We start from the raw sequence: 21,346 nt of genomic DNA on the forward strand, positions 1-21,346 counted from the left end.
GTTAACCCTCTCCCTTTTTAACAACAAGATTCGTTAGTACTCGTCCAATTTGACCAACTGGTAGTACAGCGTGAACGCCTACTTGTTCTATGGCACTTTTCGGCATCCCATAAATAACAGCTGTGTCTTTAGACTCGGCAATTATGTAATGTGATGATTGACTTTGTTTGATAGCTTTTAAACCGTTAACCCCATCTGACCCCATCCCAGTTAAAATAACGTTGATAATGTTATAACCTGTGATGTGTGAGATAGTCTCAAAAGTATAATCTACTGAAGGTACGTGACGAACGTTCTTAGGAGACTCTAAAACTTGATTACTAAGTACTGAACCAACTCGCTTGACCCCAAGTTGTTTGCCTCCCGGGGCAATATACACTATTCCATTTTCAAGAATTTCACCATTCTCAGCTTCTTTAACTTTAAGCGCTGAAAGGTTGTCTAAACGTTTTGCTAATGATTTTGTAAAACTTGGAGGCATATGTTGTATGATTATAACTGGTGCTGAAAGATTTTCTGGCAACTGACCAATAACTTTTTGTAAAGCTTTAGGTCCACCTGTTGAGACACCAATTGCGATTAGGTTCTTGTTATATGTAAAATCACTTGGTTTTTGCAATTGTTTTGTTGTTGTACTGACCGTTAAATTAGCTTTTGCCGCTAAATAAATCTTTCTAATTAATTCATTCTTAACAGTTTCTATATCTAAAGAAATTGAACCAGATGGTTTTGAAATAAAATCAACTGCCCCATATTCGATTGATTTTATCGTCGTATCAGCCCCTTTTTGCGTCAGGCTTGATAACATAACGACAGGGACAGGGTTAAACTCCATCACTTCTTTTAAAACTGCTAAACCATCAAGTTCTGGCATTTCAACATCGAGTGTTACGACATCGGGGTTTAGGCTTTTGATTTTATCCAATGCTTGTTTTCCATTTCTTGCTGTATCAATGACTGACATACCTTCAGAATGTTGAATCATATCTGTAATCATCTTTCTCATGAAGGCTGAATCATCAACAACGAGTACACGTATGTCACTCAAACTAATCTACCTTTCTAATAAAAAATGACTTGAGCTTTTCGACAAATGGGTCTTTTTGTTCTATATTTGATATATTGTTATTAAGTTTAAGATAATCTAGGGTCATTTTCGCCATCATTTTACTTACTCTTGACCTGCTATCCAATATATAATATGGGGTTTGTTCTTTTACAGCCTTTATCACTGTTGAGTCATCAGGTAAACTACCCAAAAGTTCTAACTTATAGGACAGAAAATTCTGAACAGCTTGGTTTAAGCGTTCATAAATTATTAACGATTCCTTCTGACCTGTTACCCTATTAACCATCAATGAGATCTTAACATCAGACTTTTCTAATACTAAATGTTTAATAGCAGCATAGGCATCTGTAACTGACGTTGGCTCTATTGTTGTCACAACAACACACTCATCAGCTGCAGAAATGAATGCCATGTGCTCCTCTGACATGCCCGCCCCTAAATCAAAGATAATATAATCATAATCCCTATCTACCTTCTCCAATTGGGATAAAAAATAATTATATCGATCTGCATTAAGATGAAAAAAATTAGTTAAACCTGTTCCCGCTGCAATATACGAAATTTGGTTAGGGCCTTTTTCAATAATATCTTCAATGTCTAATCTCTCATCTAACATAGAAGACATAGTTTGACTTGGATACAACCCTAATAAAATATCAATATTCCCCATACCAATATCTAAATCAAATATAAGTACTTTTTTCCCTTGCTTACTTAAACAAATTGCAAAATTCAATGCAAAACTTGATTTACCAACACCACCTTTTCCACTAAATACTGCAATCGTGTGGGCGTGGTTTTGGTTATTATGATTGTTGATTTGTTTCCTTAACTCAAAAGCTTGATCCTCTACCATCTCTTTTCACCTACTAACATATTAACTATTAGCTCAGGTGATACATCTTGGATGTCGTCAGGTACACTTTGTCCATGTGTTAAATAAGATATTTGAAATTTATGCTTATTCCATAAATTAAATATAGGTCCAAATTGAGTCGTTTCATCTACTTTTGTAAAAATCACTTTTTTAATGTCCAATTGTGAGAAGCGAGTATAAATATCCTCTAAATCTTTTTGTTTTGAAGTTAATGATAAGACACAATAAACTTCATCTTCTTCTTCACAGTTCACGTATTCCTTAATTTGTTCAATATATTCGTCTTTTCTATAATTTCGTCCAGCTGAATCTATGAAAACGACATCGTAATGTTTAAACTTCTCTTTAGCTCTTATTAAATCTTCTTTTGAATAGGCAACTTCAATTGGTACATTTAATATTTTGGCATAAGTTTTTAACTGGTCGATCGCAGCTATTCGGTATGTATCTAACGTTATAAATGCTACCTTTTTGCCTTTTGTAACCGATTGAGTTGCAGCGAGTTTTGCAATTGTAGTTGTTTTACCGACCCCTGTAGGTCCAAATAGATAAATATATTTGGACTTAAATAGACTGCCTTGATGATTAATACCTTGAAGTTGATCAATTAAAAACTGTTTAACTTCATCTTTCAATAATTGCGCATCTGTTAATTTGTCTCCATAATACTTTTCTAAAAGATAAGGTATTATTTGATTTAATACCTCTTTATTAATATCTTGTTCTTCTAATTCATTAATAATTGATTGTATGGGTTCAGGTAATACGTTTGGTTGATAATTTGTGTGAGTTAATTGTTGTTTTAGACTCTCTAGTTCACTTAACACTTGATTATTAGAAAGGTTAGGTGTCTTCTTAACTTTAAGGTTAGCTTCTTGCTTGTGTGAAAACTCATTTCTTTCTCTTCTAGGTTGAGGATCAATCGCAGCAAAGACCTCAATATATTTCTTTCTGAATAACCCTAGAAATCCTTTCGTCTTCTGCTCACGAGAATTCAATATAACTGCCGATCTGCCTAATTCTGATCTAACAATTTTCATCGCCTCGGGCATTGTTGGTGCAGTGTACTTTTTTACTTTCATGATAAACTCACCACCCCTGAACTTTCTACATCAACATCTGGTTCTAATTCGTTATATGACAATACAACTACATCAGGTAAATACCTTGAGATTAATTGTTTAATGTACATTCTTACTGCAGGTGAACATAAAACTATGGCGGTTGCATCTTGTATAAATGCCTTATTTCTTTCTTGGTTAATGGCTTCGATAATTTTTTGTTGATTTTCCGGATCTAAGTTAAGAAAGTTTCCGTGCTCCGTCTTTTGTACATGCTCAACTACCAATTGTTCAATTTCTGGTGATACTGTAATAACTTTAATAACACCTTGCTCATCTAAATATTGTTTTGTAATTTGTAATGACAACGATTGTCGACAATACTCTGCTAGCAAGTCTGTATCATTAGTCATCTTGCCAAAGTCTGCTAATGTTTCAAAAATAATCGGTAAGTTTTTAATTGAAACTTGTTCAGTCAATAATTTTGCTAAAACCTTTTGAACATCACCTGTAGATAATGGTTCTGGAGTAACCTCTTCCACTAATGTTGGATGAGTTTCTTTAAGGTGGTCAATGAGTTGTTTCGTTTCTTCCCTGCCTAGTAATTGATTAGAATATTTCTTTATGACTTCTGTTATATGTGTAGACACGACAGAAGGTGGATCAACAACAGTGTAACCTACCATTTCTGCTTCGTCTTTTTGGTCTTCTGTAATCCACTTTGCAGGTAAACCAAAAGCAGGTTCAACAGTATCAATGCCATCAATTAAATCATCTTCTACTCCAGGACTCATAGCTAAATAATGATTTAAATATAACTCACCTTTAGCGACTTCATTTCCTTTAATTTTTAATTGATACTCATTAGGATTAAGTTGAATATTGTCTCTAATTCTTACAACTGGTATAACAAGACCTAACTCCAATGCTAATTGCCTTCTTATCATAACAATCCGATCAAGTAAATCCCCGCCTTGATTCGCATCAGCTATTGGTATTAATGCATAGCCAAACTCAAATTCAATTGGGTCAGTGTTTAATAACTGAACAACACTTTCAGGAGATGACATACCTTGTTTAGTCTGTTCTTCTTCATCTACAAATTCTTCTACTTCTTCTGATTTTTGTGTTGCAGAATCTAGGTAAAACCCACCAACCCCAAGTAAAGCAGCAATAGAAGTGGTTAATCCAAAATTAATAGGAGTTAATCCTAGTAAGAAGATTGCTCCAGCTGCCACATATAAAAGTTTTGGATACCTGAATAACTGGGCCGTAACATCATAAGAAAGGTTTCCTTCAGCAGCGACTCTAGTTACAATGATACCTGTTGCAGTTGCAATTAAGAGTGCAGGAATTTGAGAAACTAACCCATCCCCAACAGTTAATCTAGTGAATACATTAACGGTTTCCCCAAAGGATAATCCCATTTGAGTCATACCGATAATAAAACCAAAAATAATATTTACAAGGACAATGACAATCCCCGCAATTGCATCACCTTTAACGAATTTACTTGCACCATCCATTGCACCGTAGAAATCCGCTTCATTTTCAATCTTTTCTCGTCGCTCTTTAGCTTGTTGTTCTGTGATTAAACCAGCGTTCAAGTCAGCATCAATACTCATTTGCTTTCCTGGCATTGCATCTAATGTAAATCTAGCAGCCACTTCAGAAACACGTTCTGCCCCTTTTGTTATAACAATAAACTGAATAACTACTAAAATTAAGAAAATAACAAAACCAACTAAGGGATCTCCACCTGTAACAAAGTTTCCAAATGTATCAACAACCCCACCAGCATCTGCCTCTGAAAGGATAGAACGGGTAGTTGATACGTTTAATCCAAGTCTAAAAAGTGTCAATAGTAATAATAACGAAGGGAAAATAGCAAACTGCAATGGTTCTTGAGTATTCATTGCTACTAGAATAACTATTAAAGCTAATGTAATATTAAGCAGTATTAATAAACTCAATAACCCACCAGGTAAAGGGATTACGAGCATAATAACAATTAAAATGACACCTATTAATACTGATAAATCTCTTGCTGACATATTTACAACCTCACTTCGTTACACTTTGCTTTGTATGCTATATACATAAGCTAACACTTCAGCTACCGCTTGGAAAAATTCTTCAGGTATTTCTTCACCAAGATCAACTGACTGATATAAACTTCGAGCCAACCACTTATTTTCAACTAAAACAACATCATTTGCCTTTGCAACTTCCCGAATCTTAAAAGCAACATAATCAACACCTTTTGCGACAACTAAGGGCGCCTCTGCCTTTGCTTCGTCATATTTAACAGCAATTGCGAAATGTGTTGGGTTTGTAATGACAACATCTGCTTGTGGAACTTCACTCATCATACGTTGCTGTGCCATCTGTCTTTGTCGCTCTTTAATCCTCGACTTTATTAAAGGATCACCTTCAATGTTTTTATGTTCATCTTTAACATCTTGTTTTGACATTTTTATGTTCTTTTCATGATCGTACCTTTGATAGAGGTAATCTGGTATAGATAAAAACATTAAAATTAATGAAGAAGCAACCCCCATTAAGATGGTTAACTCTCCGAAAAATTTAATAGATTCATTAACACTTTTCATCGACAATAGCATAACGTCATCTTTGTTTAACCAAATGACAGCGAAACATACAGTTCCAATTGCAATAATCTTGAACATTGATTTTAGAAATTCAACTAAAGCTCTTACTGAGAAAATTCTTTTAAACCCTTTGATTGGATCGACCTTTTTAAGATCAAACTTAATAGTCTCAGTGGAAAATAAAAAACCAATTTGAACGTAGTTAGCAATAAATGCAGCAACCATCGCAACACCCATTATAGGTAGTACGACTTTGACACCTTCAATAGTCATTTGAAATAAGACAGACTCTAAAGTTTTCTCTGTCAGGTTCCAATGTATGAATTCTGTAAAACTATATGTATACATGCCTGTTAAGGTTTCTCCCATATAAGAGCCAAACACGATTAAAAACATAAAGATGCAAAACAACATAATCGATGTGTTTACATCTTGACTCTTAGCCACCTGACCCTTCTTACGAGAATCTTGTCTTTTTTTAGGAGTAGCTTTTTCAGTTTTCTCTTGATTAAAAAATTGTAAATCTAAGCGCAATTGTTTCAAATTACGCGCCTCCTAATATCCTCATTAAATTACGCATTGCGATTAGCATGTATTCAAACAAATTTGTAACTAATGCAAAAAAGAAGCTAAAAAAGATTAGTAACACTGCAAAACTTACTAAAATTTTCAAAGGTAACCCTACAACAAAAACATTAACTTGTGGTACGGTTCGAGCAATCATTCCTAAAGCAACATCCACCAAAAACAACATCCCGACAATAGGTATAGCCATTTGAAATGCTATGACAAACATTTGGCCAAAAGTGTTTATAATTAACTCCGGGAACGATGAGCTGGAAATAGAAATCAAGTCTGTAATTCCTATAAATTGGTAACTATAATAAATTCCATCCAGTAATAAATGGTGTGCATTTGTAGCTACTAATAATAATAACGTAAATATATAAAAATATTGTCCAAGAATAGGGCTTTGAATACCCGTTTGAGGATCAACCACATTCGCAATGGCAAAACCCATCTGAAAGTCAATAAATCCCCCAGCAATTTGTACAGCCACGATGATCATGTAAGCTATCAAACCAACCATTAAACCTACTGTGATTTCTTTTATTAGTAAGATAATGAAAAAGCCATCAAAAATAATAGCTGGAATATCTATAGCAAAAAACATCACCCATGTTAAGAGTACAACAAAAGCTACTCTATGAGTCATTGGAATTGAACGATAAGAGAAAAACGGAACCATCATAAAAAATCCAGATAATCGGGCGAAAAGTAGTAAAGCTCCAGGAAGTCTTGCTAAATCTACTGCATCAACCATATTAACCAACCACTCTAGTGATGTTATTAAAAACTTGTACAGTAAACTCAATCATTCTTTGCAACATCCACGGACCAAAAAAAACGATCCCAATGAATACAGCAACAATTTTAGGAATAAAAGCTAGTGTTTGTTCCTGTATTTGTGTTGTAGCCTGGAAGATACTAACTAATAAACCAACAGCAAGTGCTAAAATGAGCAAAGGTCCAACTACTATTAAGATTGTATATACGCCACTTTCTGCTAATGAGATGACATTATCTGCATTCATCTTATTTCCAACTCTCTATAAATAACTTTCCAATATTGAATGTGTGATTAAATACCAACCATCAACCATTACAAATAACAGTATTTTAAATGGTAATGAAATCATAACAGGTGGTAACATCATCATCCCCATAGACATAAGCACACTAGCTACGGCCATATCAATTACTAAAAATGGCACGAAAATCATAAACCCCATTTGAAAGGCTGTTTTCAATTCACTTATTGCAAAAGCCGGAATCAATGATGTCATTGGTATATCTTCAACAGAACTTGGTCTTTCAGCACCAGAATAATCCAAGAATAACATCAAGTCTTTTTGTCTGGTATGATCGGCCATGAACTCTTTAAATGGTATGCTGGCTCGATCGTAAGCTTCGTCTAAGGTGATTTCTTCATTGAACAATGGATCTAATGCTTCATCGTACACTTCTGTGAAAGTAGGTGCCATGATAAAGAAAGTCAAGAACAAAGCTAATGCAATCAACACTTGGTTGGGTGGCATCTGTTGAGTTGCCAAAGACGTTCTAACAAACCCTAGTACAATTACGATTCTTGTAAAGCTAGTTAATAAGATTAATAGACTTGGAGCAAGCGTTAGTATTGTTATTAATAATAGTAATTGTATTGCTGTAGAAATGTTAGTAGGGTCATTCTCTGTAAATATATTTACAAATTCATTCATCCTTTGACCCCTCATTTCTATTCTGATAACGCTTCATAAGCTGCTCCCTAGTTTTTTTCATAGAATCAAGTTGGTTTTTAAATTGGTTTTGTTGATCCTCTTCCTTATATGGATTTGACGAATTCCTTTGAAAGGATTTAAGAATGTCTTGAAAGGATTTGGTTTCTATTTGTTGTTGATCTACTAGCCCTCTAATTGTTTCTTCATCATCAATTTCACTCAGTAACTGAATATCTTCACCAACACCAACAAGATAATACTTCTGCCCTACTCTTATAATTTGAACAGATTTATTTGTTCCTAAAGATAATCCACCTAAATTTTCTAGTGATCGACTTTGTTGATATAGTCTATTACGTTTCTGAATGAATTTAAGTAGAAAATAAATTAAACCAAGAACGACAACAAGAGCAAATATCATTTTTATAAAGTCTAAGAAAAGTGATCGATCTGATTGAAAATCAGTATTATTTTCAGGCACTTGCGTATTGTCTTGTTCTTGTTCTGTTTGGACGCCCTCTTCTTCGTTAAAATAATCATTAACACTGGAATTATTAGAAGCCTCAATCACATATAACTGTTGGCCAAACAAAATGATACTTAAACTTAGAAGTAGGGTTACTACTTTTTTCATTTACATCTACCTTACTCTACTTAATTTAATACCTTCTTAATTGCTTCAATTACACGGTCTGCTTGAAACGGCTTAACAATAAAATCTTTAGCGCCTGCTTGAATAGCATCAATCACCATCGCTTGTTGTCCCATTGCTGAACACATAACTACTTTAGCATTTGGGTCATCACTTACAATATCTTTTAATGCTGCAATACCATCTTTCTCAGGCATAGTAATATCAAGTGTCACTAGGTCTGGTTTTAGTTCTTGATACTTCTCAACTGCCTGAACACCATCTTCTGCTTCACCAACGACTTCAAAACCATTCTTCTCCAGTATGTCTTTAATCATCATTCTCATAAATGCTGCATCATCAACAACTAAAATCTTCTCTCCCATTTTTAATCCCCCTATTTATCTTAATTTCTTAAGTCGATCGGATTTATTTAATATATCAGTTACTCTTACCCCAAAGTTCTCATCAATGACGACAACTTCTCCTTTGGCTATTAACTGATTATTAATTAGAATATCAACTGGTTCACCTGCTAGTTTATCCAACTCAATAATGGAACCAGTATTTAACTCCAAAATCTCTTTAATTGATTTCCTTGTACGCCCTAGTTCTACTGAAACGTTCAAAGGTATATCCATAAGTAAATCAAGATTACGATGCTCTATAGACTCTACTTGTCTAGCTGAATCTTCAAACGAAGAAAATTCTGCTGATTCAATTTGCGAACCTTTATATTGATTGTAGTTTCCATGGCCTATAGATTGAGGTTCGCGATGATTAGTTTCAATCTTTTGAGAACCTTGGTCTGCCACAGGTTTACTAGATTGTTGTTTAGCCTCTTCTTTCTGATTGTCCAACTGCATTAATTGACTAACATATTTTTTAGCAAAATCCAAAGGCATCATTTGCATAATGTTAGAGTGAATAAGATCACCAACTTTAAGCTCAAAAGAGACTTTTACAAAGTAATCTTCATTTGGAATGTAGTCTAACCCTTCTCCTGATTTAACATCCATTAGTACAGTTTTAGGTGGTGAAATATCGATCTTCTGATCAAATACAGAAGATAAGCTTGTAGCAGCTGTTCCCATCATCTGGTTCATAGCCTCTTGTACAGCGCTTAACTGCAAATCTCCTAATTCTTCATTCGGGTTAGTTCCATCTCCACCAAGCATTAAGTCAGCAATAATAGCTGCATCATAACTTCTAATAATAAGTAGATTTAATCCTTCTATTCCAGTTGTATAATCAACAATTACAGCCACATGAGGTGTTGGGAACTCATCAACTAATTCTTGATTACTTACTAAATTTACTGTAGGTGTTGTAATTTCAACTTTCTGATTTAATAAAGTTGATAATGTCGTGGCAGAGCTTCCAAAAGAAATATTGCCAAGTTCCCCTATCGCATCCACTTCTAAATTGGATAATACTTGGTCCAATGGGGGACGACTATCCTCTTGTTGCTCATCACCTGAATCGTTAGCTGGAGTATTTTGTCCATTTAACAAAGCATCTATCTCTTCTTGAGATAACATATCATCATGACTCATCTTCTTCCCCCCTAAATTCCTCGATCACTTGTACAGCTAAATGTTTATTTTTCTTACCAGGTTGTACGTAAAACTTTGGTTCATCATTAGCTGTTAAAATTAATGGATCTTTAATCTTATTATCTAAGACAATTACATCATCTTGTGCTAAATTAAGAAATTCTTCGATTGTAATAGTAGACTGGCCTAGTAATACTTTTGCATCTACATCAACCTTTTTGATATTCTGGCTTAACAATTCATACTGTTCAGAATCAATTTCCTTAACGTTATCTTCCATCCAATAATGCATAGAGAGTTTTGAGATAATTGGTTCTAGCACAATATGAGGTAGACAAATGTTAATCATCCCGCTCGAATCACCTACTGTGGTGTTAAGCGTAATTACTACAACAGTTTCATTCGGTGATACAAGTTGGACAAATTGAGGATTCACTTCTAACTCGTCTAAATGTACCTCAACATCAATCATGGATGCCCAAGCCTCTTCTAATTGACTCATCGATTGCTCAAAAGTTCTTTTCATGATTGTTGTTTCAATCTCTGTTAGATTCTCAACTTTATTCATCCCAGAACCTTTTCCGCCTAACATACGATCAATTACAGCATATGCTATGTTAGGGTTGATCTCGAATACTATACGCCCTTCTAATGGGGTAAGTGAAAAAATATTCAATATGGTTCGTTGAGGTACTGAACGTATGAACTCTTCATAAGGAATTTGTTCTACTGATGTGAGCTCAATCTCAACATAAGTCCTTAACTGTGCAGATAAGTAAGTCGTTAATAATCTAGCGAAGTTTTCATGAATTCTCGTTAACCCTCTCACTTGGTCTTTTGAGAACCTCAGAGCACGCTTGAAATCATAAACTTTTACTTTTTTTAGATTCTTTTCTTCTTCCTTTAACTCTTCAGCGTCCATCTCACCACTGGAAATGGCAGAGAGCAAGGCATCTATTTCATTTTGGGATAAAACTTCTTCTGACATGGGATCACCTCCGAGTTGGAGTGAGTTTAATTAACTCTACTGTAATACTTTCTCAATGATGTAAACGTCCGTAACCAACCCATCTTCTAGTATTTCATTTAATTTCAACTTAATGGATTCTTCAATTTGTTCTAACCCCTTACGAAAATCGTCTGATTCTCTCACGGTTAAAGACTTAATGATTGTATTATTAAGTTGAAACCCTTCGCCTTTTTGCAAATATTCCAAAGCTGATTTCTCATCCGCTACGATTCTAAACTTAATTTTCACATAAGACCCGTCAATTAGGTCTGTTGTTATTTCATCTGTTACGAATGAGTTTTCTACTTGGTCATCTATAGATGGTTCACTCGCTTCACTCGTTGTAGAATCTAGATAAATTAAGGTTACAATTGTCAGCACACCAACAAGCGTTAAACTTATTAGACTGGTCACCATAATTTTTATAGGCTTACTCATCATCAACCACTTCTTTCTGAATCAAGTTTAATAGACCAACCTTTTGGTAAAAGCTTGTGATTTCTTGAACCACTTCTGACACTGGATTACGGACGAAATGTTTTTTCCCATTTGTAAGTGTAATCGTAGTGTCAGGTAGAGACTCCACTTTCTCTATATATAAAGCATTTAATATAAACGATTGGCCATTTAACCTCGTTAGTTCTATCATAATTAGGTTAGGGGACGTATTATCAGTCCCCTTTCCTCCTTATTATCGTTTTAGATTAACTAATTCTTGTAAGATTTCATCTGATGTGGTTATAACTCTTGTGTTTGCTTGGAAACCACGTTGTGATGTAATCATTTCAGTAAACTCTTCTGCTAGATCAACGTTAGACATCTCTAAAGAGCCTGGCACCAAACCTCCAACACCATTTGTTTCAGGTGTATATAAATCATTAATGTCGTTCATTACATTATCTCCATCAGTAATAACACCCGAGTTTCCTGTTAACTTATAAAGGTTACCACCCACTTTTTCTAAACCTTCAGGGTTGGAAAATTTAGCTAAACGGATTTCTCCTGCTGTCACTCGTTCTCCGTTCTCGTCAATATAATCAACACTTCCATTACCGCCGATGCTAAAACTTTGTGCACCTTCAGGTATTGTAATTCTACTAGCTTCACCATCTACTTCGCCTACTAAATATTGGCCATTTGAATTAACAATATATCCATCATCATCTAAATAAAAATTACCTGCTCTCGTAAAGCTAATATCATCTTGGTCTAAATCAATATTATCTGTTGCTGCATCAGATACTGTTTTATTACCTACAACAAACATGCCATCGCCCTCAATTGATAAATCTAATGGTCTATTTGTTGTCTGAGTGTTACCTTGAGTGTGAATATTATCAATAGAACCTGTAGTTGTTCCAAGGCCAACTTGCATTGGGTTTTGTCCACCTCTTATAGGATTTCCACCTTCATTTAATGGTGCGCTTGCCCCCTGCATCGTCTGACTCATTAAATCTGAAAATGTTAGACGTCCTTTCTTATATCCAAACGTATTAACATTTGCAATATTGTTCGATACTACATCCAATTTAGTTTGAAAACCTTTCATTCCTGAGATTCCTGTATACATAGAACGTAACATAAAACCTCTCCTCTCAAATTAGTATTAAGTGTTACTTCTGTCGGTCGGTAACACTGAAGGCCTCCATACGGTCCAGCCTTAATCTTCTATTAATATAGTTCCATTAATATTTGTTACAACATCCGCTTGGTTTCGGTCCATAGCAGTAATAATCGTATTATTTTTTGTACTTGCAATTAGTACAGTGTCTTTCAAAATCACCGCTGAATCTGTAACGCCTTTCCCTTGTGCTTCTTTCATTTTTTCACCTATAAGATTCCACTGTTGATTCGAAATATGAATATTTCGTTCATCTAAACGCTTTTGTGCGTGTTTGCTAACATTAACCGGTTGGTCAGAAGTTTGTTTTAAAACGTCTTTAAAAGAAATCTGATTAGATGAAGTTGATGGTTTATTTTTAGGCGTTGGTGCTAATGGTAATGTCTGATGGTGCAGTGGATTTATCTTTTGAGACATCTAAACCACCTCTTCTCCAGTTAATGATGACTCAATCTTATGAACTTGATCAGCATTAATGGTTTCCCCATTATTAAGGGTTAATAAGATATTGTTCCCTTCCTTCTTTACTGACTGTACAGTCGCCAAAATTTCCTCTGTGGATTCATCATTATTAGATTGATAACTAACCTCTTTATCTATTAGGTTTGAGAATTGTAAGAAATTCTGGCTCAATTGTTGATTAAAAATGTTTTCAAATCCGCTTGCCATGTTTGTTATCTGCTCTAATTGTGAAAATGAAGCCATTTGTGCAACAAAATCCTGATCTTTCATCGGATCTAACGGATCTTGGTTAGTTAGTTGAGTCATTAAGATTTTCAAAAAGGCATCCTTATCTAATTCTGAACTTCCTTCTCTCATTTGGTTCTGGTTACTTAAGTAAAAAGATGGATCTACCTTCACTGTCTACACCTCCTCTTCAAATAAAAAGTCTTTAAAGGATTTCTTAGCTTGATCATCGTTATGATCTGACTGGTGTTGATTATCCTGTTCTCCTTCTTGTTGAGAGGATTGTTCTTCACCTTGATCAAAGTATCCTAGTTGTTCTTCTGAATTCATTTGATCAACTTGTCTTTCAATCACAACCTGGTTAGGAGAAAATAAATGCCTTAATTGCTGTAAATTACCTTCAAGCATTTCTTTAGCCACTTGTGTTGAAACTGATATTTTTACAGCCATTTGACCATCTATTTGTGTAAACCTTAAAGTCATATCACCTAAGTTAGCTGGTTTTAACTGAATAGAAAGTTGTTTTTGACCTCCTACTTGATTAAAACGTGTCTTCTGGATCATTTTTTGCAACTGCTCAATTAACTGCTGTGAAGTTTGTCCAGTTGATTGTGATTGTTGTGTTGGTCTAGTCAAATGAATGACTAACTGTTCTTGACGAGACACTGCTTGTTGGTCAGTTAACAAAACTTTACTCCCATTCAATGGTTGAAATGGGTCACGCGGAAGCTGCAACTTATACTCTTGTGAAGCTTGTTTGGGTTGCTCAATTAACTGTTTAATAGCCTTGACTAACTGATCTGAAACTTGACCTTGTTGTCTTGGTTCTACTTGAGCTTTACTAGTAACTTGGTTTAAAAAGCTCTTCCATTTTGAAATTAACTCTTTTGGTAAATTGAGTTCAGAAGCTTTTTGATGCATGGAGTTTCCTTGTGATAAGGTATCGCTTAGCTTAATCAGCTTTGCGAGTAAGTTCATCTCACGTTGGTCAAATGAGTTACTATTAAAACTTAATTGATTACTTGTCATTTCTAGCTTTTGGAATATAAGCATTGCCATTAACTCTAAAGAATCATTAAGCTCCATAAGTGACTGCTCATCTAATAAGGCCAAAAGTTGATCGTCAAATTCTTCTCCATATAAACTATTAAGGTCTTTTAAAGATTCTATTATTTGATTAGCGTCCGACTCTACATTCATATTTCCAGATTCCAACTTCTCTAAAATCTGCTTTAGTGCCTGATTCATTGTTTCCATTAATTCTGATAAAGAATGTTTAGAATCTTCGTTTGTTAAAATAGTGGACATTAAATCTTTGAAACCTTGACCTTTTGTTGTTTTACTATGAATATGATTATTCACCATGGTAGAACCTTGATTTGGATTCATTACTAAGCCTGTCAACATCTTCATTTTCACCCCCTTTCAAAGAATTCTTTTCTATTGTCCAATTAATGAATTGGTAAAAGATGCTGCATCCTCTGGCTCCATCTCACTTAAAATGGCGCCTCTAACGTCATCTTGAAGGGTTGAAAGAATTCTTATAGCATTTCCTTCATTCATTGCAACTAGAATTTCAGCAGCTTTTTTTGGTTCCATATCCTTAAATGAGTTCGTTAACTTCTTTAACTCTTCTTCTTGATTAACGCTATTTTCATTCATTTCTTCCATTTGTTCTTGATATGTTTCCACGCGCTCTTCTAGCTTTTTTATGTCTTCCTCACGTTGAGATAACTGTACTTCTAGGTTTTCTATTTTGGTATCTCTCTCTTTGATTGTTGCTTCATAATGGGATAATTCCCTTTCTTGTTCTTCTTCATCATTTGAAGAAATAAAAGGGATGCTGTTGCCAAATTCTTTGGCTTTTTCAACTGCATTGATACCAGTAACACTAAAGATGATCATTCCAATTATAATCGCAAAAATAATTGGCACTACGATTACGAATAAGAACCATTGAATTTTACTAGCTTTTTTTGCTTCTTCATTAACTGGCATAAAATCACCCATTTACTCTCATGTATTGCTGAACAGAAACTTCATCCAATTGCTGATTTTCTTCAGCTTGTCGTTTCTTTTTAAAGCTTTTCAATCTGTTATCTCGTACCTTTTCAAGTTTCTTGAACTCAAAATGTGCTTCGGTACGTCGATCTTCCTTGTCTTTAAGGTTTAAACGAGCTTGATGTACTTTTGCTTGCCATTCACTCTCCTGATACTTTAAATGTTCGAGTTGTTGATAATGGCTTTTAATTTCAAAGGCTTTGAATCGTGTTTTGATTTTCTTCCTTTGTTCGTTCTCAAGATTTTCTTTTGCCTTTAAAATTTTATATAATTGTTGACCTGCCGTTTCAAAATGCTCTACGGCTCGTTGATATTGAGCTTGTGATTCATTAAAATGCTTTTCTTTAAGCTCCATAATTTTTTCAATAGATTTTAATTGTTTATTCATGACCAACACCTGCTAAATCTATTAAATTTTGTATTGAATTATTAAATGTTGATGATTGATCCATAGATTGATATAAAAAGTCCATAATTTTGGGATAATAATGAACAGCTTCGTCAATATGACTAGATGAGCCTTTTTGATAAGCACCTATTTGTATAAGTTCTTTATTTTCTTCATAAATTGCTAACCAGTTTCGTAAGCGTTGGCTTGCTTTTAAATGATCTGGATCAGTAATCTTTTGCATCAAACGACTAACTGACTTTAGAATGTTGACTGCGGGAAACTGACCTTTTTCAGCTAATTGACGATCCAATACAAAGTGTCCATCTAATAGCCCCCGCACAGCGTCAGCTATAGGCTCGTCCATATCATCTCCATCTACTAATACCGTGTAGAATGCCGTAATACTACCTGTTTGATCTGTTCCTGTTCTCTCAACGAGTTGAGGTAACATTGCGAATACACTTGGTGTATAACCTTTTGTTGTTGGTGGCTCTCCACTAGCCAGACCAACTTCCCTTTGGGCCATCGCAACCCTTGTCAAGGAATCCATCATTAAATTGACATGATAGCCTTCGTTTCTAAAATATTCGCTAATAGCTGTTGCTGTATACGCACCTTTAATACGTTGTAGGGCAGGCTGATCTGAAGTCGCAACTACGACAATCGATTTCCTTAAGCCCTCTTCACCTAATTCGTGCTCGATAAACTCCCTTACTTCCCTACCACGTTCACCGAGGAGAGCAAATACGTTAATATCAGCATCACTATTACGAGCCAGCATTCCTAACAAAGTACTCTTACCAACACCACTCCCTGCAAAGATTCCTACACGCTGTCCCCTACCAACCGTCAAACAACTATCAATCGCTTTAATTCCGGTAGTTAATGGTTCGGATATTGGCGGACGTTCCATAGGATTAGGAGGATCTTGTTCTGTCGAGAATCTATGTAAATCTTGGATAGGTTGATGGTCAGATAATAATGGTTCACCTAAACCATTTAATACTTGCCCAATTAACTCTTCGCCAACCTTAACGGTTAAAGGTTGATGGGTTGTTTCAACTAAACTTCCAGGCCCAATTTGGTTAGTTTTTTCAAAAGGCATTAACAGTACATGTTCATCCTGAAATCCGACAACTTCTGCTTTTAACATCTTCTTTGATTTATTTTGGTGGATGATGCACACATCACCTATATTAACTTCAGGGCCTTTAGATTCAATTAATAAACCAACATTTCGATAAACCTTACCATATCGTTTTTTAAAATCTTGTTGCTCGAGGGAGTGAATAATCTCGTCGGTTTTTATCAACTTATTCAACCCCTTTATATAAGTTTATTAATCGATCTTCTAGTTGACTTAATTGTGTATCTAAGCTTGCATCAACAGTACCTACAGGGGATTCCACGATACATGTTTTTTCAGCCAATGACTGATCAGGAAATATTGTTAGTACCACTTGTTTTGGAAACATCTCCTTAATACTTTCTTTACGATCAAGAATTAACCCATAGTCATTTGGATGAACTTTTAGAGTTACGTCCGTTTGCTCAATAGTCTCCCTAACAGCTGACTTAACAATGTTCACAAAAGCAGCAGGTTCTTCCATTAATTTTTGGTGTAAAATTATCTCCGTACATTTAACTGCGATACGAAGTATATCTTGGTCTGCTTCTTCTATTTTTGATTGGTGTTCAACCTTTGCTTGGTTAGTAATCTCTTGAGCCTTATTAATGAGAGTTTCATACTCATGTCTTGCATCCTGTAACCCTTTTTCATATCCTTCAGAAAACCCTGCTTCCTTAGCTTCTTCTGCTAATGTTTGACTCTTTTCCTTTGCTTCATTAAGTATTTGATCAGCTTGTTCTTTCGCTTGATTAATAATTTCATTGGCTTTTTCTTTGGCCATTTCAATCTCACGTAAGGCTTGTTTGTTAAGCTCTTCTATATCTAATCGAGGTTCTTGTTGGTTTTCTTCAACTCCACCAGGGTGATGTAAGGATTTTAATTGAATGACTTTTTTAGATTGTGTTGATTCATTCCATTTATAGATATTAGACAATAATATCGTCTCCTCCACCTCGAGCGATTACAATTTCGCCCATTTCTTCTAATCTTCTAATGGTGGCCACAATTCTAGTTTGTGATTCCTCTACATCCTTCAACCTAACAGGTCCCATAAATTCAATTTCATCTTTTATGTTTTCAGCCATACGACTAGACATATTTTGATATAAGACGTCTTGCACTTCCTCACTCGCCACTTTAAGCGCCAAGATCAGGTCTTCATTTTCAACATCGCGAATAATGCGTTGAATAGCACGGTTATCAAGCGTAACAATATCTTCAAAGACAAACATTCTCTTCTTAATTTCCTCTGCCAATTCTGGATCTCTCATTTCTAAATCATCCAAAATTGTTCTCTCAGTGGATCGATCAACACCATTTAAAATCTGAACAATAGATTCGACCCCACCCGTCTCAGTATAATCCTGAGTTACTGTAGCAGATAATTTTCTCTCTAAGATAGATTCAACTTCACTAATCACTTCAGGTGATGCCGAATCCATTACAGCAATCCTTCTAGCAATATCTGATTGCTGTTCTTCCGGTAATAATGATAGAACTTGAGAAGCTTGGTCAGAATCTAAATAAGATAACACAAGAGCAATCGTTTGAGGGTGTTCATTTTGTATAAAATTATAAATTTGCCCCGGATCTGATTGACGAGCAAAATCGAAAGGTCTTACTTGTAAAGAAGATGTTAACCTTCCGATAATTTGATTTGCTTGATCTTCACCAAGTGCCTTTTCTAGAACTGTTTTAGCGTAGTTAATACCACCCTGTGAAATATAGTCTTGTGCTAAGGCCATTTGGTGAAATTGATCAAGAATTTCCTCTTTTTGAGTTCCATCCACTTTTTTTACGGATGATATCTCGAGTGTTAGTTGTTCAATTTCTTCTTCTGATAAATGTTTATAAACTTGAGCAGATACATCAGGGCCTAGCGAGATTAAAAGGATAGCAGCTTTCTGTTTGCCTGTTAGTTCTCTTCTTTTAGTAGCCATTCCGTCTTAACCTCCTAATCCTCAGAAATCCAAGTTCGAATTAATTTAGAAAACTCTTCTGGTTTTTCTTTTGCTAATTTTTCTAATTGTTTACGGCGCATATCGGATTCTGTTTCCACTTCTGGTATTGATACCTCTTCTGGAATTTCTTGTTCCATCGTTTCTTCAGAGTGCACCCATTGTTCTTCTGTTTTTCTATTTCTAGCCAATAAGAAAATTAATAAAATAATAACGATAACTAGTATGGCACCTAAAACATACACCCAAGTTGGAATTGTTAGTGTTGTATTAGTAGTAGATGATGGTTCATTAGAAAATGGTTGGAAAGCAATATGGATTTTATCAGCTGGGTTAAATATTTCTTCTTCACTTATAACCTCTGATGAGATGGACGTTTCGATTATTGAAGATAATATTGATTGAACATCTTCTTCAACCGCAAGTAACTCAGCTTCAGATAACGTAACAGTGTCCCCATCTTCTTCAACCGTGTTATCAATCGCTACTTGAATTCCAATGTCTCTTACTTGATATGGACTTTCTACAATTTCTCGCCGAACACGATTAAACTCGTTGTTAATGGTTTCTCGAACGGTCTCGTACTCTGACAACCTATTAGGATCTTCTTCCCCTAAATATTCAGGAATATCTGTATCACCTTCTGGTAACTGACCCCCGTCAATTCCTGCATATGTTTCAGTGACACGTTCAACACTAACCGGTAGTCCTTCCATTGTTTCTACATCAACTGGTTCAACTAATTCCTCCACTCGATTCTCAACAGTAAAGTCAACATCCGTTGTGACAGAAACAACGACTTTATCTTGGCCAACCATTGTTCCGAGCATGCGTTGAACTCTTCGTTGTAAATCTCGTTCTATGTCTTTTTTTATATTCTGCTGTTCTACGTATGTACTGCCATTGCCAATGCTATTTCCTTGATTCAGGTCGTAATATTCGGAATACTGATTCATAATTACGATATTTTCTGTTGGCAAATTCTCAACTGCCTTTGATACTAAATGGTATAGACTTTGAATTTCACTCTGTTCAAATTGATGATTATAGCTAGTGTTTAATACTATTGAAGCAGTGGATTCATCCTGCTGTTCACCAACAAAAACGGACTCCTTTGGTCTATTAATCAACACTTTAGCATCATCAATGCCGTCGATAGTCGTAATTAATTCAGATAACTCCGTTTGAAGAGCATCAAGTTCAATAATTTGCCTTTCCTCACTTGTCATACCCCAAGACACATTATCACTAAAAAAAGAGTAGTCGATCTGTCCGCTATTAGGTAAACCTTGAGCAGCCAAATCAACCAACAGCTTGTCCGCTTGTGCCTCTGGAACTAAAATGGTTGTGCCACCATCCGATAATTCATACTTTACTCCTCTACTATCGAGCTCTTCTGTTAATTGCCCAGACTCTTGTAACGATAAGTCATTATATAAAGGGACCATGTTACTAGATGTAAGAAGTGTTGTTGATATAATTAAAATGAGTAAAAGCGCAACACCTCCACCAACAATCCCTATTTTTTGAGATTTGGTTCTGCCACTCCAAAATTCTACGACTTTGGCTTTATATTTTTGGATTGTTTCATTCATCGTAGTCCTCCGATTCTTACCTTACTGCTTAATTAAATTTGCATTCGCATTATTTCTTTATAAGCATCTATTGCTTTACTTTGTAATTGAGTCGCTGTTTGTAATGAGACGCTTGCTTTTTGTGATGCAATCATCACTTCATGTAAGTCCTTAACCTCACCAGTAACCAATCCATTCGTTTTTTGATCTGATACAGCTTGTAAATCATTTACTTCATTTATTGCATTTTTTAGTGCTGAAGAAAAACGTGATTGTGCTTCACTAGGTGTCGGTTGATTACTTTTTATGTTATGTAAATTATTCATATCCGTTTTTAAAAAGGTTGAATTAATAGGTTCCAAGAATACTCAACTCCTATCTTCCAATTTCTAATGCCTTCATTAACATTCCCTTAGATGCGTTTAAAGCAGTCACATTAGCTTCGTATGTCCTAGTTGTACTCATTAAATCTATCATTTCTTTTAATGGGTCAACATTAGGCATCGCTACGTAACCATCTTCATTGGCATCAGGATGGCTAGGGTTATAGACTTGTTTGAAAGGTGTCTGATCTTCAACCACTCTGCTTATTCTAACGCCGTTACCTTCAGAATCTTGGTTACCCATTGCTTTTTTTAATAAAGCATCAAAACGTTGCCCTTTTGGTTCTTGCAAGGCAACTTTTCTTCGATAGGGCTCCCATTCGCCATTTTCATTTAGTCTTGCTCGTGTTGTGTCAGCATTTGCTAGATTAGATGAGACAACATCCATTTTGAAACGATTAGAAGTCAAAGCGCTCCCGCTTATATTCATTCCATCAAATATACTCAA

26 protein-coding genes are annotated in these 21,346 nt (G+C 35.2%); all 26 read right to left on the bottom strand.

Annotated features, from left to right (window positions below):
- Position 1: 1 nt before the first annotated feature.
- Complete coding sequence (locus ACTWQB_RS06735) at positions 2–1,048, bottom strand: protein-glutamate methylesterase/protein-glutamine glutaminase (protein WP_443138420.1); 1,047 nt, start codon at positions 1,046–1,048, stop codon at positions 2–4.
- Position 1,049: 1 nt separating this feature from the next.
- Complete coding sequence (locus ACTWQB_RS06740; protein ID WP_443138421.1) at positions 1,050–1,925, bottom strand: MinD/ParA family protein; 876 nt, start codon at positions 1,923–1,925, stop codon at positions 1,050–1,052.
- Positions 1,919–3,028 carry a flagellar biosynthesis protein FlhF gene (gene flhF / locus ACTWQB_RS06745; RefSeq protein WP_443138422.1) on the bottom strand — a complete coding sequence of 370 codons (1,110 nt, stop codon included), beginning with the start codon at positions 3,026–3,028 and terminating at the stop codon, positions 1,919–1,921. The genes ACTWQB_RS06740 and flhF overlap by 7 nt, the downstream gene beginning before the upstream one ends.
- Entirely contained in the window at positions 3,025–5,061 is a 2,037-nt protein-coding gene (flhA, locus tag ACTWQB_RS06750; RefSeq protein WP_443138423.1) for a flagellar biosynthesis protein FlhA, read from the bottom strand. Before flhA ends, flhF begins: the two co-directional genes overlap by 4 nt.
- 18 nt (positions 5,062–5,079) lie before the next feature.
- Entirely contained in the window at positions 5,080–6,162 is a 1,083-nt protein-coding gene (flhB, locus tag ACTWQB_RS06755) for a flagellar biosynthesis protein FlhB (RefSeq protein ID WP_443138424.1), read from the bottom strand.
- Position 6,163: 1 nt separating this feature from the next.
- Positions 6,164–6,943, bottom strand: a complete 780-nt coding sequence (gene fliR, locus ACTWQB_RS06760) for a flagellar biosynthetic protein FliR (RefSeq protein WP_443138425.1) — start codon at positions 6,941–6,943, stop codon at positions 6,164–6,166.
- Between the two features lies 1 nt (position 6,944).
- Positions 6,945–7,214 (bottom strand): flagellar biosynthesis protein FliQ, encoded by a 270-nt coding sequence (fliQ, locus tag ACTWQB_RS06765; protein WP_443138426.1) that lies wholly within the window; start codon positions 7,212–7,214, stop codon positions 6,945–6,947.
- 15 nt (positions 7,215–7,229) lie between these two features.
- Positions 7,230–7,898: a flagellar type III secretion system pore protein FliP gene (gene fliP / locus ACTWQB_RS06770; RefSeq protein WP_443138427.1), complete on the bottom strand. Its 669-nt coding sequence runs from the start codon at positions 7,896–7,898 to the stop codon at positions 7,230–7,232.
- Positions 7,891–8,532 carry a flagellar biosynthetic protein FliO gene (gene fliO, locus ACTWQB_RS06775; protein WP_443138428.1) on the bottom strand — a complete coding sequence of 214 codons (642 nt, stop codon included), beginning with the start codon at positions 8,530–8,532 and terminating at the stop codon, positions 7,891–7,893. Before fliO ends, fliP begins: the two co-directional genes overlap by 8 nt.
- Before the next feature lie 20 nt (positions 8,533–8,552).
- Positions 8,553–8,915, bottom strand: a complete 363-nt coding sequence (locus ACTWQB_RS06780) for a response regulator (RefSeq protein WP_443138429.1) — start codon at positions 8,913–8,915, stop codon at positions 8,553–8,555.
- Positions 8,916–8,930: 15 nt separating this feature from the next.
- A complete protein-coding gene (fliY, locus tag ACTWQB_RS06785) occupies positions 8,931–10,085 on the bottom strand; it encodes a flagellar motor switch phosphatase FliY (RefSeq protein ID WP_443138430.1) in 1,155 nt (384 codons plus the stop codon).
- Complete coding sequence (gene fliM, locus ACTWQB_RS06790; protein WP_443138431.1) at positions 10,075–11,073, bottom strand: flagellar motor switch protein FliM; 999 nt, start codon at positions 11,071–11,073, stop codon at positions 10,075–10,077. Before fliM ends, fliY begins: the two co-directional genes overlap by 11 nt.
- A 36-nt stretch (positions 11,074–11,109) precedes the next feature.
- On the bottom strand, positions 11,110–11,532 hold the full coding sequence (locus ACTWQB_RS06795) for a flagellar basal body-associated FliL family protein (RefSeq protein WP_443138432.1): 423 nt from the start codon (positions 11,530–11,532) through the stop codon (positions 11,110–11,112).
- Positions 11,525–11,743, bottom strand: coding sequence for a flagellar FlbD family protein (locus ACTWQB_RS06800; RefSeq protein ID WP_443138433.1), 219 nt, complete (start codon positions 11,741–11,743; stop codon positions 11,525–11,527). Before ACTWQB_RS06800 ends, ACTWQB_RS06795 begins: the two co-directional genes overlap by 8 nt.
- A gap of 42 nt (positions 11,744–11,785) precedes the next feature.
- The gene (gene flgG, locus ACTWQB_RS06805) at positions 11,786–12,676 is read right to left on the bottom strand and encodes a flagellar basal body rod protein FlgG (protein ID WP_443138434.1); all 891 of its coding nucleotides are present in this window, start codon (positions 12,674–12,676) and stop codon (positions 11,786–11,788) included.
- Between the two features lie 78 nt (positions 12,677–12,754).
- On the bottom strand, positions 12,755–13,132 hold the full coding sequence (locus ACTWQB_RS06810; RefSeq protein WP_443138435.1) for a TIGR02530 family flagellar biosynthesis protein: 378 nt from the start codon (positions 13,130–13,132) through the stop codon (positions 12,755–12,757).
- The gene (gene flgD, locus ACTWQB_RS06815) at positions 13,133–13,576 is read right to left on the bottom strand and encodes a flagellar hook assembly protein FlgD (RefSeq protein ID WP_443138436.1); all 444 of its coding nucleotides are present in this window, start codon (positions 13,574–13,576) and stop codon (positions 13,133–13,135) included.
- A 3-nt stretch (positions 13,577–13,579) separates the two neighbouring features.
- Positions 13,580–14,815: a flagellar hook-length control protein FliK gene (locus ACTWQB_RS06820; RefSeq protein ID WP_443138437.1), complete on the bottom strand. Its 1,236-nt coding sequence runs from the start codon at positions 14,813–14,815 to the stop codon at positions 13,580–13,582.
- Positions 14,816–14,842: 27 nt separating this feature from the next.
- Entirely contained in the window at positions 14,843–15,412 is a 570-nt protein-coding gene (locus ACTWQB_RS06825) for a MotE family protein (RefSeq protein WP_443138438.1), read from the bottom strand.
- On the bottom strand, positions 15,405–15,851 hold the full coding sequence (locus tag ACTWQB_RS06830; protein WP_443138439.1) for a hypothetical protein: 447 nt from the start codon (positions 15,849–15,851) through the stop codon (positions 15,405–15,407). The genes ACTWQB_RS06825 and ACTWQB_RS06830 overlap by 8 nt, the downstream gene beginning before the upstream one ends.
- Positions 15,844–17,163, bottom strand: coding sequence for a flagellar protein export ATPase FliI (fliI, locus tag ACTWQB_RS06835; protein WP_443138462.1), 1,320 nt, complete (start codon positions 17,161–17,163; stop codon positions 15,844–15,846). Before fliI ends, ACTWQB_RS06830 begins: the two co-directional genes overlap by 8 nt.
- 4 nt (positions 17,164–17,167) lie before the next feature.
- Positions 17,168–17,917, bottom strand: coding sequence for a flagellar assembly protein FliH (gene fliH / locus ACTWQB_RS06840; protein ID WP_443138440.1), 750 nt, complete (start codon positions 17,915–17,917; stop codon positions 17,168–17,170).
- Positions 17,910–18,923 (bottom strand): flagellar motor switch protein FliG, encoded by a 1,014-nt coding sequence (gene fliG / locus ACTWQB_RS06845; RefSeq protein WP_443138441.1) that lies wholly within the window; start codon positions 18,921–18,923, stop codon positions 17,910–17,912. Before fliG ends, fliH begins: the two co-directional genes overlap by 8 nt.
- 14 nt (positions 18,924–18,937) lie before the next feature.
- Positions 18,938–20,536 carry a flagellar basal-body MS-ring/collar protein FliF gene (gene fliF / locus ACTWQB_RS06850; protein ID WP_443138442.1) on the bottom strand — a complete coding sequence of 533 codons (1,599 nt, stop codon included), beginning with the start codon at positions 20,534–20,536 and terminating at the stop codon, positions 18,938–18,940.
- A gap of 32 nt (positions 20,537–20,568) precedes the next feature.
- Complete coding sequence (gene fliE, locus ACTWQB_RS06855; protein ID WP_443138443.1) at positions 20,569–20,877, bottom strand: flagellar hook-basal body complex protein FliE; 309 nt, start codon at positions 20,875–20,877, stop codon at positions 20,569–20,571.
- Positions 20,878–20,890: 13 nt separating this feature from the next.
- Entirely contained in the window at positions 20,891–21,346 is a 456-nt protein-coding gene (flgC, locus tag ACTWQB_RS06860) for a flagellar basal body rod protein FlgC (RefSeq protein WP_443138444.1), read from the bottom strand.

This window comes from Piscibacillus sp. B03 (assembly GCF_052246295.1).
GTDB lineage: Bacteria > Bacillota > Bacilli > Bacillales > Alkalibacillaceae > Piscibacillus.